This window comes from Methylocystis suflitae (genome assembly GCF_024448135.1).
In the GTDB taxonomy this organism is placed as follows: Bacteria; Pseudomonadota; Alphaproteobacteria; order Rhizobiales; family Beijerinckiaceae; genus Methylocystis; species Methylocystis suflitae.
Genome location: NZ_JAMRYX010000150.1, coordinates 17,958 through 33,732 on the forward strand (window position 1 = coordinate 17,958; position 15,775 = coordinate 33,732).

The window sequence follows — 15,775 nt, forward strand, 5'->3', positions numbered from 1 at the left end:
TTCAAGCCCTGGAGCAGAACCTGCTCCAATATTTTGAATTTGAACGATTGTTGACGCGGACGAGATCGCTTACGCGAGCGCCGCCTTCTGCAGAGCGACGAGGTCCGCAACTCCCTGCTGGGCGAGCGCCAGCATGGCCGACAACTCTTCCTGGGAAAAAACCGCAACTTCGGCTGTCGCCTGGATTTCAACGAGGCCGCCCGAACCGGTGAGGACGAAATTGGCGTCGGTCGCCGCGGTTGAATCCTCGGCGTAATCGAGGTCGATCACCGGGGTTGCGTTGAAGATGCCGCAGGACACTGCGGCGACATGATCGCGCAGCGGGCTTTCCTTGACGATGGAGCGCGAACGCATCCAATCAAGGCAATCATGCAGCGCCAGCCAGGCGCCGGTGATCGACGCCGTGCGCGTGCCGCCATCCGCCTGGATGACGTCGCAGTCGACGACGATCTGCCGCTCGCCCAGCGCTGGCAGATTGGTGACGGCGCGCAGCGAGCGGCCGATGAGACGCTGGATTTCCTGCGTGCGTCCCGAGAGCCTTCCGGCGGCGGCCTCGCGACGCGTGCGCGTGTGGGTGGCGCGCGGCAGCATGGAATATTCCGCCGTCACCCAGCCTCGGCCCTGGCCGCGCAGCCACGGCGGCGGCTTGTCCTCGAGCGACGCCGCGCAGAGCACCTGCGTATTGCCGAATTTTACGAGGCAGGAGCCTTCAGCGTAGCGGGCGACGCCTCGCTCGAAACTCACCTGGCGCATCTCGTCGGGCGCGCGTTTACTGGGGCGCATAATAGCTCCGTTGTCCTATGGGTTGCGCCTTCTATCGTGCTTTCCGCGAGCGTGGAAGCGCCGGGCGAGGGGCGGCGTCTTGCGCTGGCGGCCGCATGGTGAAACCATGAGCTAACGGGGCCGGACGAAACCAGGCTGCGACAGATAAGGAGGGAGTGATGGGTCAAACATTGTCCCCAGCGTCGTCCCAAGGAGCGCATTCTCACGACGCGAGAGCACAGGGCCCCCGGCTGATTGCGCTGGCGGGCCCTTTCCAATGCGGCAAGACCACTCTTCTCGAGGCTATTCTGGCCCACGCCGGGGCGATCCCGCGGCAGGGCCCCGTCGCTGCAGGAGCCAGCGTCGGCGACTCCAGTCCGGAAGCCCGCGCCCATCAGATGAGCGTCGAGTCCAATGTCGCGACGGTCGATTATATGGGCGACCGCTACACATTCGTCGATCTGCCGGGCTCCGTCGAATTCGCCCATGACTCGCGCAATATCCTGCCGGCGGTCGACGCCGCCGTCGTCGTCTGCGAAGCCGACCCCCGCAAGATACCGGCGTTGCAGCTCATTTTGCGCCAGCTCGAAGAGCTTGGCGTGCCGCATTTCATTTTCCTGAACAAGATCGACGCCGCGACCATCGATGTGCGCGAGGCGCTCACCATTCTGCAGCAGGCTTCGCGCACGCCGCTGCTGCTGCGCCAGGTTCCGATCTGGAATAATGGCGTCGCGGTCGGCTTCATCGATCTCGCGCTGGAGCGCGCCTATGTCTATCGCGAACATGCGCCGTCGGAAGTCGTCGAGATTTCCGGGGGGGACGTCGCGACCGAGAAGGAAGCCCGCTACTCGATGCTCGAGCGGCTCGCCGACTACGACGACGCGCTGATGGAGGAGCTGATTTCCGATATCGAGCCGCCGCGCGATCAGGTGTTCGACGACCTCACCAAGGAATTGCGCGCCGGACTCGTCGTGCCTTTGTTCATCGGCTCGGCCGAACGGGGCGCCGGGGTGACGCGGCTGTTGAAGGCGATGCGCCACGAGGCGCCGGGAATCGAAGCGACCCGGGTGCGGCTTGGCGTCGGCGAGAACGGCTCCGCGCTCGCGCGCGTCATCCGTACGATCCACACGCCGCACGGCGGAAAAATGTCGGTCGCGCGCGTGCTGCGCGGCTCCCTTGCGGACGGGCAGACCGTCGCTTCGCCCCAGGGAGAGGATCGCATTTCAGGCATGTCGCATTTGATGGGCGCGGCGACGAGCAAGACGACGGAGGCGAAAACCGGCGACGTCGTCGCTCTCGGGCGCCTCGATCATGCGCAGACCGGCGACAACATTGTCACCGACGCGCGCCCTGGCGCGGCGGATCTGCAGAAGACGCGCGCGGAAGCTCCCGATCCGGTGCACGCCCTCGCGCTCAATGTGAAGGATCGCAAGGACGAAATGCGGCTCGCCGCGGCGATGACGAAGCTCATCGAAGAAGATCCTTCGCTCGTTTTCGTTCATGACCAGGAGCTGTCGCAGATCAAGCTCTTCGGCCAGGGAGAGATGCATCTGCGCGTCGCGCTCGAACGCCTCGCCTCGCGCTTCAACGTCGCGGTCGACTGCTCAAAGCCGACGGTCGCCTATCGCGAAACGATCCGACATAAGGTCACCGTCCGCGGCCGCCACAAGAAGCAGTCGGGCGGACATGGCCAGTTCGGCGACGTTGTGATGGAGATCGCGCCACGCGGCCGCGGCGAAGGATTCGCCTTCAGCGAGCGCGTGCATGGCGGCGCCGTGCCCAAGCAATATTTCTCGTCCGTCGAGGCCGGCTGTCAGGACGCCTTGCTGCACGGCCCGTTAGGCTTTCCGGTCGTCGACGTCGAGGCGGTGCTGACCGACGGCTCGTACCATTCCGTCGATTCTTCCGACATGGCGTTCCGCACCGCGGCGCGCATCGGCATGAGCGAAGCCTTGGAAAAGGCGGAGCCGATCCTGCTGGAGCCGGTGCTTGCGGTCGATATTTTCGTGCCGAGCGACGCCATGTCGCGCGCAACCGGCATCGTCTCGGCGCGGCGCGGCCAGATCATGGGCTTCGGCCCCCGTGAGGGGTGGGAAGGCTGGGACAAGCTCGAAACGCTGATTCCCGAGGCGGAGATGGACAATCTCATCGTCGAGCTGCGCTCCGCGACGGCGGGCGCGGGCTTTTATCAAGCCCGTTTCGACCATCTCGCGGAAGTCGTCGGCAAGCAGGCGCGCGACATCGTCGCCGCGCACACGGCGAAGGCGAACGGGGGATAGCGGGTTCAGCCTGGAAAGCAGCGCCCGAAGGCGAGCAGCAGGCGCGGATCGCCGCGCAGCCTGATCTTGCCGCGCAGCAGCGCCCAGACGAGGCTCGTCTCCTTGCGCACGAAGCGCAGCCAGGTTTCGGAGTCGGCGGTCACGGTCAGTCGCTTGTCGCCGACAAGCCCGTCGTCGACGCTGAGCGTTTTGTTGGCGATGACGATGGTGGCGCTGCGACGGTCCGCGCCGGTAAAGACGAAGTGGTAGACGGCATCGAGACCGGTCGACTTGCTGCGCTGAAAGCGCAGTCGCAGGCCGGAGAGGAAGCCCTCGATCGTCACGGGACGCGGCGTCGAGCCCACGCGTTTCGGCGTCTTGCCCGGAAACCGGCGCGCCACATAAGCTTCGGCGTCGGAGTCAGCGATGACGTAGACCGTCTCGGCTTTCTTCTGCAGCGGATCGACGATCTCCTGAAGATAATGCTTCTTATCCGCCTGATAGGCGCCGATCACATCGGCGCCCGCCGGGCAGACGGCCATGCAATAGGCCGCCTTGTAGTTCGGCCCGAAGGCGAGGCTCTGCCACATCGAGACGGTCTCGGCGTCGCCGACTTTCGCGCGATAGGCGCGCGCGCTTTTTGAATCCGCGATCGTCTCCACCCACTCGCCGAAACCGCCCATGAACTCGCGATAATTATGCGTGTAGCAGGCGCCGAAGTCGAAATGTCCGTCCGGCGCAATCGCGCCCGTTGGACAGGCGGCGACGCAGAGCTTGCATTCGAAGCACGGATTGAAGTCGAGCGGCTTCGCGTGCGCCTCAAGGTCGATATCGACGGCGACCGTGCCAAGCAGAATGAAATTGCCGAACTTCGGATGGATCACATTGCGATGGAGTCCCATGCGCCCGAGACCCGCGGCGACGGCGACGGGCTTGTGCGAGACGACCCACATCTTGTCCGGCCACCGTGACGCCTCCATTGGGAATCCCATCGACGGATAGGCGGCGCGAACGCCGCGCGCTTCGAGGGAGTGGGCAATCGCGCACGCGACTTCGTCGCAATCATCGGCTGCATGGTGGAATTCGAGATTGGCGGCGGATCGCGCCGGACTGCGGATGTTTTCGCGGTTCATGCGGAGGACGAAGGAGATGAGCGTGCGCGCGAAGGGAAACGCCGCGAGGATGTCGCCCCGCTGATCGTCGAGCGCCGGATCGTCGAGCGAGACAAAGCCAACGTCGTCGGCGCCGGCCTCAAGAGCAATGTCGCGGAGGGCGTTCGCATCGAGAACTGCGGCGTCACGTGCGAAGGAGAGGCTGTGATCCACCATCATTGCATATACCCCTTTTAGCGCGGCGATCGTCTCGGCGCCGTTCACCTTAGGTTGGCGAGGTCGCCTCCATCAGGACGCGCAGTTCGGAGAGAAGCTTTTGCAGGCGCTCGGCGCCGAATTTTGACTCCACTGCATTCTGCGCCTCGCGCCAATGCGGCATGGCGTTGGCGAGAGTCGCCTCGCCGAACGGCGTCAGCGCGATCTTGCGCGTGCGGCGATCGTCGCCATGCTTCACTTTCACAAGTCCGCGCTTCTCCAAAACCGCAAGGTTTCGCGCAAGCGCGCTGCGATCAAGCGCGAAATATTCGGCAAGTTTGCTGACCGTCGCGCCTCCGGTAAGCGAGCAGGCGACGAGCAGCGAATATTGCGTCGGCTCCAGACCCGTCGTCGCCATAAACTGCCCGTAGAGCCGCGTGATGGCGCGGCTGGCGCGGCGGATATTCGCGGCCGCGCAGTTCTGCGCGCAGAGCTTGACGTCGGCTTGGTTCAACGAAGTCATGGTATGTGTATATACCCGTTTATTGGCGCCGTCAAATGCGGCAGGCGTCGCTCGTGCGCGAGAGCACAGTAAGCCGTCCCACTTCGGACCATGATCCTGAACTGCTTTCTCATTATCAAAAGGGGAGTGATGAGATGCGAATGTTCATATTCCTGGTAGTCGCCGCTCTGGCCATGTCGTTCAGTCTCTATTCGAGCGCTGGCGGCTTGAAGCGCGCGTCGATCTCTGCGCCGCAGGCGACGGGTCTCGACGCCAATTCGTCGCCGCGTTGCGCCAATGGCAAGAGGGTGCGACAGGCGGCGAACGTCGGATGCGTTATGAAGGGCAAGCGCCGCAGCGCCTGATTGCGCGGCGCTTGATCCGTCGACGCGCGGCGTTAGCTACTTGCGCAACCTTCACGCGCGAGAAGAGGCTCAGCATGTCCATCCCCGGCGGCGCCGAGACGGCGGCGAAGACGATCGAATTGCGGATTGCGCCGCGAACGCGCGATCTCGGCGGCTTCAGCGTCAGGCGCGCATTGCCCGACGAGCGGCACCAGATGGTGGGGCCGTTCATCTTTTACGATCATTTCGGCCCGGTTCAATTCGCGCCGGGGCAGGGGATAGACGTGCGTCCGCATCCCCATATCGGCCTGGCGACCGTCACCTATCTTTTCGACGGGCGCATTCTGCATCGCGACAGTTTGGCGAATGTGCAGGAGATCGCGCCTGGCGCGATGAATTTGATGACCGCCGGGCGCGGCATCGTTCATTCCGAGCGCACGCCGCCTGGTCCGCGCGCGGCGGGGCAACAGATGCTCGGCGTGCAAAGCTGGCTGGCCTTGCCGCTGGCGCATGAAGAAACCGAGCCGAGCTTCCAGCATTTTAGCGCCGATGTTCTTCCTGCCGTTGACGATCGAGGCGTGTTCGCGCGCGTCATCGCCGGCGCCGCGTTCGGAGCCAGGTCGCCGGTGGAGACCCTGTCGGACTGGTTCTATGTCGAACTGCGCCTCGCGGCCGGCGCCGCAGCGCCGCTCGATGCGGATTATGAGCAGCGCGCGCTCTATCTTGTCGACGGCGCCATTGAGATCGCCGGCGAACGTTTCGATGAGCCGCAATTGCTGATCTTCAGCCCCGGCGCCGCGATCACGATCCGCGCGCTTGCCGATGCGCGGATGATGCTACTTGGCGGCGCGCCGGTCGACGGGCGCCGCTATGTCTGGTGGAATCTTGTGTCTTCCAGCAAGGAACGGATTGAGCAGGCGAAGCGCGATTGGCGGGAAGGGAAGTTCCCTTCAGTGCCGGGCGACGCGGAGTTCATTCCGCTGCCGGAAGAGTGATCGCACTGTTAGCTGTCGTGCAGGCAGTTTGCTCTCCGCGCGATGTTGAGCTATTAGACTACTAATTTAGTAGACTAAACTCGACACGAAATGGAGAGACTCGCAAATGTCAGGAACATTCGCTGCTGCACGATTGGGTTCACTCGTTATCGGTCTGTTTCTGTCGCCAGCCTTGGCCGGCCAGACGCTGCTGAACGTCTCCTATGATCCTACTCGCGAACTCTATAAGGCGGTCAACGAAGCTTTTGTGGCCGATTGGAAAGCCAGCGGCGCCGGAGAAGTCGAGATCAAAATGTCGCATGGCGGGTCTGGCGCTCAGGCGAGGGCGGTCATCGACGGTCTCGCCGCCGACGTCGTGACATTGGCGCTGGCGAACGACATCGACCAAATTGCCGCCAGAAGCGGTAAAATTCCCGCAGACTGGCAAAAGCGCCTGCCAAACAATTCTTCGCCCTATACGTCGACGATCGTGCTGCTTGTGCGCAAGGGAAATCCAAAGGCGATCCGGGACTGGGGCGATCTTGCAAAACCCGGCGTCGCCGTAGTGACGCCCAACCCGAAAACAGGCGGGGGCGCAAGATGGAATTTTCTTGCGGCCTGGGCTTATGGCCTCGACAAATTCAACGGCGACGAGGCGAAGACGCAAGAATTGGTCAAGGCGATTTACGCCAACGCCCCGGTGCTCGACTCCGGCGCGCGCGGTTCGACGACGACCTTCGCCCAGCGCGGCATCGGCGATGCGCTGATCACTTGGGAAAACGAAGCGTTCTTGACGCTGCAAGAATTTGGCGCGGACAAATTTGAGATCGTCACGCCGTCTATTTCAATACTTGCCGAGCCCGCCGTCTCGATCGTCGACGGAAACGTCGACGCGAAAGGCACGCGCAAGCTCGCCGAGGCCTATCTTGATAGCCTGTTCAAGCCGAAGGCGCAGGCGCTTATCGCCAAATTCGGCTACCGTCCGGCTTCTCCCCAATACGCTTCGAAAGAAGATCTTAAACGCTTCGCCAAGATCAAACTTGTCACCATCGACAAGCAGTTTGGCGGCTGGCCTGCAGCGCAGAAGAAATTCTTCGCCGACGGCGGGATCTTCGATGAGATACAGAAGCGCTAAGGAGCGCTTTCCGTCGGCGAGGCAGCATCAAGTTACGGAGTCACCACCACGGTGGCGCCGACGGCGACGCGGTCGTAAAGATCGACGACGTCCTCGTTCAGCATGCGGATGCAGCCATAGGAAGCGGCCGAGCCGATCGACTTGCGCATCTTCTGCGTCGTGCCGTGGATCGCGACCTGACCCTCGCTGAGCGTCATGGCGCGGGCGCCCATCGGGTTATTCGAGGCGCCGCCGGGGATCACCTCAGGCAGTTCGGGATGATCGTGCTTCACATCTTCCGGCGGCGTCCAATCGGGCTCGACGAATTTGGCGTTGATCTGCACGACGCCGCTCCATTCCTTGCCCGCCTTCGGCACCGCCACCTTGTAGGCGATGGCGTCGTCCTGATCGACGATGAGATAGAGCTTGCGCTCGTGCTCGCTGACGACGATGGAGCCGGGATCGAGCTCGGAGTGATAATGAACGAATTCGCGGGCGGCGGCGGCCTGCGGCGCCGAGGCGGCGCCGATGAGGGCGGCGGCGAAAGCGAATTGGGCGATCTTGGAAGTGCGGCGTTTCATTGTCTTGCGCTCGATGTTCGATGTCTCGATGAGCGCGTTGTAGAAGAGGCGCGGCCCGCAATCCGTGCGGCGGCGCACGCGGGAAATTCCGTCAGGTGAGCGTCGAAGCGGAGTCTTGCGCCTGCGCGGGACTCGGCGCAGCGCGCTCAGGCGTCGAGCGCTCTCTCAAAAACCGGAAGAGCGCCACGCCAAGAAAGCCGACGATGATCAGCGTGTGGGGCGCGGTAATTGAGAAGTGATACGCCAAGGCCGCGGAAATGGCGCGTTCCTTCTGAACGCCATAGCCGTTGACGAGATAGGCGACGATGCCGGCCTCAAACAGTCCCAAGCCGGCGGGGCTGGCTGGAACGGCGACCGCCAGCGCGCCGATCATCAATAAGGTCATCGCGTGGATAAGGGTGAAATCGATTTCGGGGAGCAGCGTTCTGAAGGCGACGTAGACCAGGCAGACATTTGTCGTCCATATCGAGGCCGTGAAGAACGCGGTTCTCGCTGCGCGGTGATGGGCGACCAATCCTCCCGCCTGTTTGAAAAATGCGTCCAGCCGCAAGGCGTCCAGGATGCGCCAATCCGGAAGGCGGCAAATGACGGCTTTCCGCCGAAAGACGAACATGCCGCAAAAAACAATTGAAATGAACCCGACGGCTGCGATCAACAAGCGTGGATCGATGATGCGCGAATCTGAGCTTGCCAGAATCAGCAACGACAAAAGGACGATCGCTGTAACGTCGTAGAGTTTTTCCAGTAGGACTGCGGCGCTGATGCCGCCAATCGCATAATTGTAATAGGAATGTCCAAAATAGATTTTTACGCCTTCGCCAGCCCTGAACGGAACTAAACTGTTGAAGGTGAATCCCATAGTGGCGATCAGAAAGCCGGACGAGAGTCCGCCGCCAAGCAGCGTCGAGAGGCGCGACCCGTAGAACAGCAAGACGAACACATTCATCGTCATTGCGATCAGAATCGCGCTTAAGGGGAGCTGCTTGAGCTCCTGCGAGAGATTCGCGAATTCGATGTTCTGATAGAGCCAGTAAGATATGTAGGCAAAAAAAGCGGCGTTCAAAATCAGCGCGACATATCCGCTGCGCTGAGAGATGTATTTTATCGAGCTGGCCGCTCGCTGCGGCCCGAAGTTCGCGGGCAAAGGCCGAAGGCCGCCGCCCGGCGAGACAATCTCGCTCAATCGCAGCTCGGGCGCGAGAGGCGTCGGTCGAAGTCGATCGTCCTCTACGCTCATGGCCGTCTCGCTATGCGCGGAATAGCGCGCCGCCTTCGAGGCGGAAGAATGGCCGGCGCAACAACGGCCAGCCATTCTCATTCAATGCGGCGCTGGGTTAGTGCAGATACTGGCCGCCGTTGATCGTCAGAGTCGAGCCGGTGATGAAGCCGGCGTCATCGGCGGCGAGAAACACCACGGCGCGCGCGATTTCCTCCGGCTCGCCGAGGCGGCCGACGGCGATATAGGGAATGATGTGCTTGTCGAGCACGTCCTGCGGAACGGCCTTCACCATTTCGGTGGCGATATAGCCTGGCGCGATGGCGTTGACGGTGATGCCCTTAGACGCGCTCTCCTGAGCCAGCGCCTTCACGAAGCCGATGTCGCCGGCCTTGGAGGCGGAATAGTTGGTCTGGCCGGCCTGGCCCTTCTGGCCGTTGATCGACGAGATGACGATGATGCGGCCGAAGCCGCGATCGCGCATGCCGTTGATGACCGGGCGCGTGACGTTGAACAGCGAATTGAGATTGGTGTTGATCACCGCCTGCCACTGGGCAAGCTCCATCTTGTGGAACAGACGGTCCTTGGTGATGCCGGCATTGTTGACGAGAATATCGACCGGGCCGATCTCCTTCTCGATCTGCGCGATTCCGGCGGCGCAGGCGTCATAGTCGGAAACGTCGAACTTGAAGACCGGAATGCCCGTCTCGGCCTTGAACTTATTGGCGGCTTCGTCATTGCCGGCGTAAGTCGCCGCGACAGTGTAGCCCGCCGCCTTCAGCGCCTTGGAAATCGCTTCGCCGATGCCGCGCGTGCCGCCTGTCACAACTGCAGTTCTTGCCATTTAAAGAGTCTCCTCCAGAATCGTTGATCGTTTGAAACGGCAGTCGGCGGTCGTGAGTAGGCAGTCGGAGATCGTCATAATCCGACTGCCTATTGCCTATTGCCGACTGCCGAAGATTACCGCTCCACCGTCAGCGCGATGCCCATGCCGCCGCCGATGCAGAGCGTCGCGAGGCCCTTCTTGGAGCCGCGACGCGCCATCTCGTGCAGGAGCGTGGTGAGCACGCGCGCGCCGGAGGCGCCGATCGGATGGCCGATGGCGATCGCGCCGCCATTGACGTTCACGATTGCGGGATCCCAGCCCATGTCCTTGTTGACCGCGAGCGCCTGCGCCGCGAAGGCTTCGTTCGCCTCGATGAGATCGAGGTCGGCGACTTTCCAGCCGGCCTTCTCCAGCGCTTTGCGCGATGCGGGGATCGGTCCGGAGCCCATCAGCGACGGATCGACGCCGGCGGTCGCCCAGGAGGCGATGCGCGCCAGCGGCGTCAGGCCGCGCTTCTTGGCCTCATCGGCGCTCATCACGATGAGCGCCGCGGCGCCGTCGTTGAGGCCGGAGGCGTTCGCCGCCGTCACCGTGCCGTCCTTGGCGAAGGCCGGGCGCAGCTTGCCGACGCCCTCCATGGTCACGCCATGCTTGATATATTCGTCGGCGTCGATGACGACGTCGCCCTTCTTGGTCGAGATCGTATAGGGGACGATTTCGTCCTTGAACTTGCCGGCCTTCTGCGCGGCCTCGGCCTTGTTCTGCGACTTGACCGCGAATTCGTCCTGCTGCTCGCGGGTGATCTGCCATTGTCTGGCGACGTTCTCGGCGGTGACGCCCATGTGATAATTGTTGAAGGCGTCGGTGAGCCCGTCGATGATCATGGTGTCGACGAACTTCACGTCGCCCATTTTCGTGCCCGTGCGCAGCTGCGACGCATGAGGCGCAAGCGACATCGACTCCTGACCGCCGGCGACGATGATGCTGGCGTCGCCCGCCTGGATCTGCTGGGCCGCGAGCGCCACGGCGCGCAGGCCGGAGCCGCAGACCTGATTGATCCCGAAGGCGGTGGCGCTGTCCGGGACGCCGGCCTTGATCGCCGCCTGACGCGCCGGATTCTGGCCCTGTGCGGAGTCGAGCACCTGCCCGAGAATGACCTCGCTGACCTCATTCGGCTGGACTTTGGCGCGCTCGAGTGCGGCCTTGATGGCGACGGCGCCGAGCTCGTGGGCCGGAACCGCTCCAAAGGCTCCGTTGAACGATCCGACGGCGGTGCGCGCCGCGGAAACGATCACGATATCGGTCATCTGTCGATCTCCTTAAAAAATAGTCCAACCGCCCGACCGCCTTAGCCAGTCAGGGGGCGAAGTGTTGGTCCTTTCGCGCTTGCGGTGGGCAAGCCGCGGCCCGTTTTGCACGGAATCGAGCGGTAGCGAAAGGCTTTCGGCATGAAAATATTGCCGCAGGCGCCAATTTGCGCGTATCGTCCAACGCTAGGCGACTGTTTTTAGGCGGGCGGCGGCCGTGCGGCGAGGGAGCGTGTCAGGCGTATGGCGACTGAGAAAAAACCCACAACGATCAAGAAATACGCCAATCGTCGGCTCTACGACACCGGAACGAGCACCTATGTGACGCTGGAGGACCTTGCCGGGATGGTAAAGCGCGGCGAGGACTTCGTCGTGTGCGATGCAAAAACAGGCGATGACATCACCCGCCCGGTGCTGGCCCAAATCATCTTCGAGCAGGAGGGCAAGGAAGGCCAAAGCCTGCTGCCGATCGCCTTTCTGCGCCAGCTCATCCGCTTTTATGGCGACTCGATGCAGATGCTGGTGCCGAGCTATCTCGAATTCTCGATCGACAAGCTGACGAAAGAACAGCAAAGATTCCGGGACCAATTCACCTCGGCGCTTGGCGTCGGCGGCGCTCCCTTCGCCGAGCCGACCCGGGCGGCTTTCCAGTCGCTCGAAGAGCAGGCGCGCAAGAACATGGCCGTGTTCCGTCAGGCGCTGACCATGTTCAATCCCTTCGGCGTGCCGACGGAAGGCATGATGACCACGGCCCCGTCGCTCGACGAGCATGAGGCCGGCGGCGCCAGCAAGGAAGCCGGCGACGTCGCCGACCTGAAGCGCCAGCTCGACGAGTTGAACAAGCGGATCGATAATTTGTCGAAGGGGTGAGGCGGGATTAGCTTCTAAAGTCCGGCGGCGCCGTCGGCGCTACAGTCGATGCAAAAAGAGCTTCAGCGCCACCGCCGATAGCAGCGCCATGACGAAGCCGACCATCCGCTTCAAGACTGTCAGCTCGCTTTCTATTTTTGAGAAGCGATTCTCATGCACGGTCATCGCCTCCGCCGCCTTGCGCGCTTTCTCTTCCGACGCGCCGGCGGCGATGAAAGCATCGTAAACTTCTGAGATCATCAGGCTCATGGAGCGCTCGATGCGATACGGTTTCGGCTGGATTAACGCATAGAGCGATCGGGTGAAGGGCGTCCTCATCCTGAGGAGCGTGCGCAGCACGCGTCTCGAAGGACGAGGACGCCCGTTTTCGCGTATTTTTCCTCTCCCTCGTCCTTCGAGACGCCGCCTTCGGCGGCTCCTCAGGATGAGGGTGAGGAAAACCCCAATTCCCCTGTTACCCTTGCGTCTCGTGTGAGAGGTAACGTGCTACGTATTAAACCTGAAATGCATCACGTCGCCGTCGGCGACCACATATTCCTTGCCTTCCAGCCGCAGCCGACCCGCGTCGCGCGCCCCCGCCTCGCCCTTGTTTGAAATGTAATCGCCATAAGCGATCGTCTCGGCGCGAATGAAACCCTTCTCGAAATCGGTATGGATCACGCCCGCCGCGGCCGGCGCGCGCACGCCTTTTTCGATGGTCCAGGCGCGCGCCTCCTTCGGGCCGACGGTGAAATAGGTGATGAGATGCAGCAGGTCGTAGCCGGCGCGGATGACGCGATTGAGCCCGGGCTCAGTGAGGCCGACCGCCTCCAGATAATCCTTCTGCTCGGCGGCCGGCAGCACGGCGATCTCGCTTTCGATCTTCGCCGAGACGACGACCGCGGCCGCGTCTTCCTCGGCGGCTCGGGCCGCGACTTTCGCTGACTGGGCGTTGCCGTCGGACGCCGACGCTTCTTCGACATTGCAAACGTAAAGCACGGGCTTCGACGAGAGCAGCCCGAGACCGGCGAAGGCGACGCGCTCCTCCGCGCTCACCTTGGCGAGACGCGCGGGCTTGCCTTCGCGCAGCAGGACAAGGCAGCGGTTCATCAAATCGGCGAGTTCCTTCGCCTCCTTGTCGCCGCCCTTGGCTTTCTTCTCCATGGCGACGACGCGCTTTTCGAGACTGTCGAGATCGGCGAGCATCAGCTCCGTCTCGATCGTCTCGACGTCGCGGATCGGATCGACGCCGCCTTCGACATGGGTCACGTCGCCGTCCTCGAAACAGCGCACGACATGAGCGATGGCGTCGCATTCGCGGATATTGGCGAGAAACTGGTTGCCGAGCCCTTCGCCCTTGGAGGCGCCGCGCACGAGGCCGGCGATGTCAACGAAGGTCAGGCGTGTCGGAATGATCTCTTTGGAGCCGGCGATCCTGGCCAGTTCCTCAAGCCTCGGGTCGGGAACGGCGACTTCGCCGACATTGGGCTCGATCGTGCAGAAAGGATAGTTCGCGGCCTGCGCCGCGGCGGTCTGCGTGAGGGCGTTGAAGAGGGTCGACTTGCCGACATTGGGCAGGCCGACGATGCCACATTTGAACCCCATATCCGTCCCGGTTTTTGGATTGCGCGTTGCGGCGCGGTATGCGGGGCGGCGCGAGAAAAGGCAAGGGGGACGCGCGTCCCCCTTGTTTTCATGCTGCGATCGTCGCGCGCGTGGCCCTCGCGCTAGAGGCTCTTCAGATATTCGAGAAGCGCCTTCTTTTCGATGTCCGAAAGCGAAGTTCCGAAGTCATGGCCGCAGCGACTATTGCCGGAATCGCGTTTCGAGCAATCGTCGGCGTTGTAGGTCGAGTGGAATGCGCCCTGTTCCCTCGCCAAGCCGACGTTCTCAATGTCATACGCCGGGCCGACCTTGAAGGAGGCCGGACGATCGGCGGGCTTTTTCAAGAGATCGGCGAGAGTCGGCACAGAGCCATTGTGCAGATAAGGCGCCGCCGCCCAGATGCCGCGCATCACCCGCGCTTCAAAAACCGCGGCTGGCTGCGCGCTGGGCTTCTTGTAGAGATTTTGCAGGTCCGCCGAGAGCTTGGCGGTAATGAGACTGGCGGCGGTCTCCGTCCTGGCTTCTCGTGACTCGGGGATGCACTGTTCAACGATGGGCTTGAACACGTCGAGACCGAAATGCAGCGGCGCTTCGATGATCGATCCAATTACCGAGAGGCCGAGAATGCTGATGATCTTGTCCTTCGGCTTCAGCGGCGTGTCGATCCCGGGGATAAAGGGGATCGCTGCGCCGTTGAGCACGCCGGTGTCCGCTTCGCGTCCGAGCACGTTGTATTCGCGGACGTCCGTTCCGACATCCTGAAGCGGCGTTTTCCATGTGTTGACGTTACACAGGCGGGGCGTTCCTTTCGCGACGGCGTGACAGCCTGTCGCGCAGCCGCCCTGCGAGGGATCGCGATTGAAAATTTCCTCGCCTTGCGCGACGAGTTTCGGATCGAGACTCCACGGCCATTTCGGCGGACCGATCTGCTGGATCAATGTTTCGAGACGCATCAGGCCCGGATAATTGAGCGAGGAGTCATTGAGGAAGTTGATGAGTTTGGGGAGTCGGGAAGAATTGAATTTGACGAGTTGCGGCGTTGCGAGCGTGAGCGGCGTCGGTCTGTAGATCCCGAAGACCCCGTAGACCTCGCCCACGTTTCTCGCCAGACCAAGAATGTCGTCGCCGTTGCGGGCGAATCCCGGCCACTGCGTCATATCCTGAATCGCCGCGTTCCAAAGGAACGGATAACGCACCGGCGCGTCGGCGAGGGCGATATTCTGCTCGATGATGCGGGACGAGGTCGTTCCGATGTCGAGCCCGGCGACTCGGTTGAAGATCATCGATACGGCGTCGGCGCGCGCCACGCCCCAACCAGGCTTGGGGAGCGATTTGCGCATCAGAACGTCGTAGGGCTGGAACCAGACCTCGACTTCCTTGCGCAGTTTCCGCAGAGCGTTTTCGTTCGGGTCGCCCCCAAGCGCTTCTTTGGCGAAGGCGTCGAAGGCGGCCTCGTCGGTAAGAATTTTATGGAACGCCGTGTCGATGTCGGCGAGAAGGCTTTGAAAGTCGCTGAGCGCCGGCCCCCCATCGATCCGCCAGGAGACGCCGTTAACGTCGATCTGACGCGTGTGGCAGGCGGAACATGTCATGCTGAAGAATTGTGCGCCATGTTCGGAGGCGGCGAGGAAGCCGACCGGCAGTCCGGGAGTTGGGCTGTTTGGATTCGGCAGATAGCCGTAGCGCGTCAGCCCATCATCGAGGAAATGTTTGCCGTCAGGATGTCTCAGTGCCTTGAACCAGTTGAGCGGCATAATTCGCGCGCCCTGGTCGAGACTGTAGAAATCGTCGCGGTCCGCCTGCGCCCAACGGGCCCCCTGATCGGCGAATTTCACTTCGGCTGAGGTAGGATTTGCCGCGGCGAGTGCGAGCAGCGCGGCGGCGATATGCGCCCGCAATAGCGCGCGCAGTGCTTTGTTTGCAATCATGGCTCCCCCAAAACAATAGAATATGCGATGAAATTAGAGCATAGGCGCGCGTGATTCACAACGGGCGTCGGCGCGCCGCCGATGTGCGTGGCGCGCGCCAACACGGCATGAAAATGAAGAGAACTCCATCCGCTTCTAGCCTTCCCCTCCTGATTGGGGCGCTGTTGGCGATGCTCGCGACAGGCGCGCCGCTTCGCGCTGA

Annotated in this window: 15 protein-coding genes; 5 read left to right on the plus strand and 10 right to left on the minus strand. The window is 62.5% G+C overall.

Annotated features, from left to right (window positions below):
• Positions 1–69: 69 nt before the first annotated feature.
• Entirely contained in the window at positions 70–783 is a 714-nt protein-coding gene (gene rph, locus NEI07_RS11745) for a ribonuclease PH (protein WP_256034759.1), read from the minus strand.
• A 158-nt stretch (positions 784–941) separates the two neighbouring features.
• On the opposite strand from rph, the gene NEI07_RS11750 reads away from it, so the two are divergent.
• Positions 942–3,041 carry an elongation factor G gene (locus NEI07_RS11750; protein WP_256034760.1) on the plus strand — a complete coding sequence of 700 codons (2,100 nt, stop codon included), beginning with the start codon at positions 942–944 and terminating at the stop codon, positions 3,039–3,041.
• Between the two features lie 5 nt (positions 3,042–3,046).
• On the opposite strand, the gene NEI07_RS11755 is transcribed toward NEI07_RS11750, so the two are convergent.
• Positions 3,047–4,351 carry an SCP2 sterol-binding domain-containing protein gene (locus tag NEI07_RS11755; RefSeq protein WP_256034761.1) on the minus strand — a complete coding sequence of 435 codons (1,305 nt, stop codon included), beginning with the start codon at positions 4,349–4,351 and terminating at the stop codon, positions 3,047–3,049.
• Between the two features lie 46 nt (positions 4,352–4,397).
• The gene (locus NEI07_RS11760; protein WP_256034762.1) at positions 4,398–4,850 is read right to left on the minus strand and encodes a MarR family winged helix-turn-helix transcriptional regulator; all 453 of its coding nucleotides are present in this window, start codon (positions 4,848–4,850) and stop codon (positions 4,398–4,400) included.
• Between the two features lie 140 nt (positions 4,851–4,990).
• On the opposite strand from NEI07_RS11760, the gene NEI07_RS11765 reads away from it, so the two are divergent.
• The 3 genes from NEI07_RS11765 (at position 4,991) to NEI07_RS11775 (ending at position 7,282) form a co-directional block, all read left to right on the plus strand.
• Positions 4,991–5,194, plus strand: a complete 204-nt coding sequence (locus tag NEI07_RS11765) for a hypothetical protein (protein ID WP_256034763.1) — start codon at positions 4,991–4,993, stop codon at positions 5,192–5,194.
• Between the two features lie 74 nt (positions 5,195–5,268).
• On the plus strand, positions 5,269–6,168 hold the full coding sequence (locus tag NEI07_RS11770) for a pirin family protein (RefSeq protein ID WP_256034764.1): 900 nt from the start codon (positions 5,269–5,271) through the stop codon (positions 6,166–6,168).
• A 106-nt stretch (positions 6,169–6,274) separates the two neighbouring features.
• Positions 6,275–7,282, plus strand: a complete 1,008-nt coding sequence (locus NEI07_RS11775) for a sulfate ABC transporter substrate-binding protein (RefSeq protein WP_256034765.1) — start codon at positions 6,275–6,277, stop codon at positions 7,280–7,282.
• Between the two features lie 32 nt (positions 7,283–7,314).
• On the opposite strand, the gene NEI07_RS11780 is transcribed toward NEI07_RS11775, so the two are convergent.
• The 4 genes from NEI07_RS11780 to NEI07_RS11795 all read right to left on the minus strand — a co-directional run bounded on the left by NEI07_RS11780 (position 7,315) and on the right by NEI07_RS11795 (position 11,191).
• Positions 7,315–7,920, minus strand: coding sequence for a L,D-transpeptidase (locus NEI07_RS11780; RefSeq protein ID WP_256034766.1), 606 nt, complete (start codon positions 7,918–7,920; stop codon positions 7,315–7,317).
• Between the two features lie 13 nt (positions 7,921–7,933).
• Positions 7,934–9,079, minus strand: a complete 1,146-nt coding sequence (locus NEI07_RS11785) for a lysylphosphatidylglycerol synthase transmembrane domain-containing protein (protein ID WP_256034767.1) — start codon at positions 9,077–9,079, stop codon at positions 7,934–7,936.
• Between the two features lie 97 nt (positions 9,080–9,176).
• Positions 9,177–9,902 (minus strand): acetoacetyl-CoA reductase, encoded by a 726-nt coding sequence (phbB, locus tag NEI07_RS11790; protein ID WP_026222828.1) that lies wholly within the window; start codon positions 9,900–9,902, stop codon positions 9,177–9,179.
• A 116-nt stretch (positions 9,903–10,018) separates the two neighbouring features.
• Complete coding sequence (locus NEI07_RS11795; protein WP_256034769.1) at positions 10,019–11,191, minus strand: acetyl-CoA C-acetyltransferase; 1,173 nt, start codon at positions 11,189–11,191, stop codon at positions 10,019–10,021.
• Between the two features lie 243 nt (positions 11,192–11,434).
• On the opposite strand from NEI07_RS11795, the gene phaR reads away from it, so the two are divergent.
• Entirely contained in the window at positions 11,435–12,061 is a 627-nt protein-coding gene (gene phaR / locus NEI07_RS11800) for a polyhydroxyalkanoate synthesis repressor PhaR (RefSeq protein ID WP_014892546.1), read from the plus strand.
• Positions 12,062–12,100: 39 nt separating this feature from the next.
• Here phaR and NEI07_RS11805 read toward each other — a convergent pair whose 3' ends face one another.
• From NEI07_RS11805 to NEI07_RS11815, 3 genes are all read right to left on the minus strand, one after another.
• Positions 12,101–12,310 carry an integrase gene (locus NEI07_RS11805; protein ID WP_256034771.1) on the minus strand — a complete coding sequence of 70 codons (210 nt, stop codon included), beginning with the start codon at positions 12,308–12,310 and terminating at the stop codon, positions 12,101–12,103.
• 237 nt (positions 12,311–12,547) lie between these two features.
• Positions 12,548–13,645: a redox-regulated ATPase YchF gene (gene ychF / locus NEI07_RS11810; RefSeq protein WP_256034774.1), complete on the minus strand. Its 1,098-nt coding sequence runs from the start codon at positions 13,643–13,645 to the stop codon at positions 12,548–12,550.
• A 122-nt stretch (positions 13,646–13,767) separates the two neighbouring features.
• Positions 13,768–15,573, minus strand: coding sequence for a di-heme-cytochrome C peroxidase (locus tag NEI07_RS11815; protein ID WP_256034775.1), 1,806 nt, complete (start codon positions 15,571–15,573; stop codon positions 13,768–13,770).
• Positions 15,574–15,775: the final 202 nt, after the last annotated feature.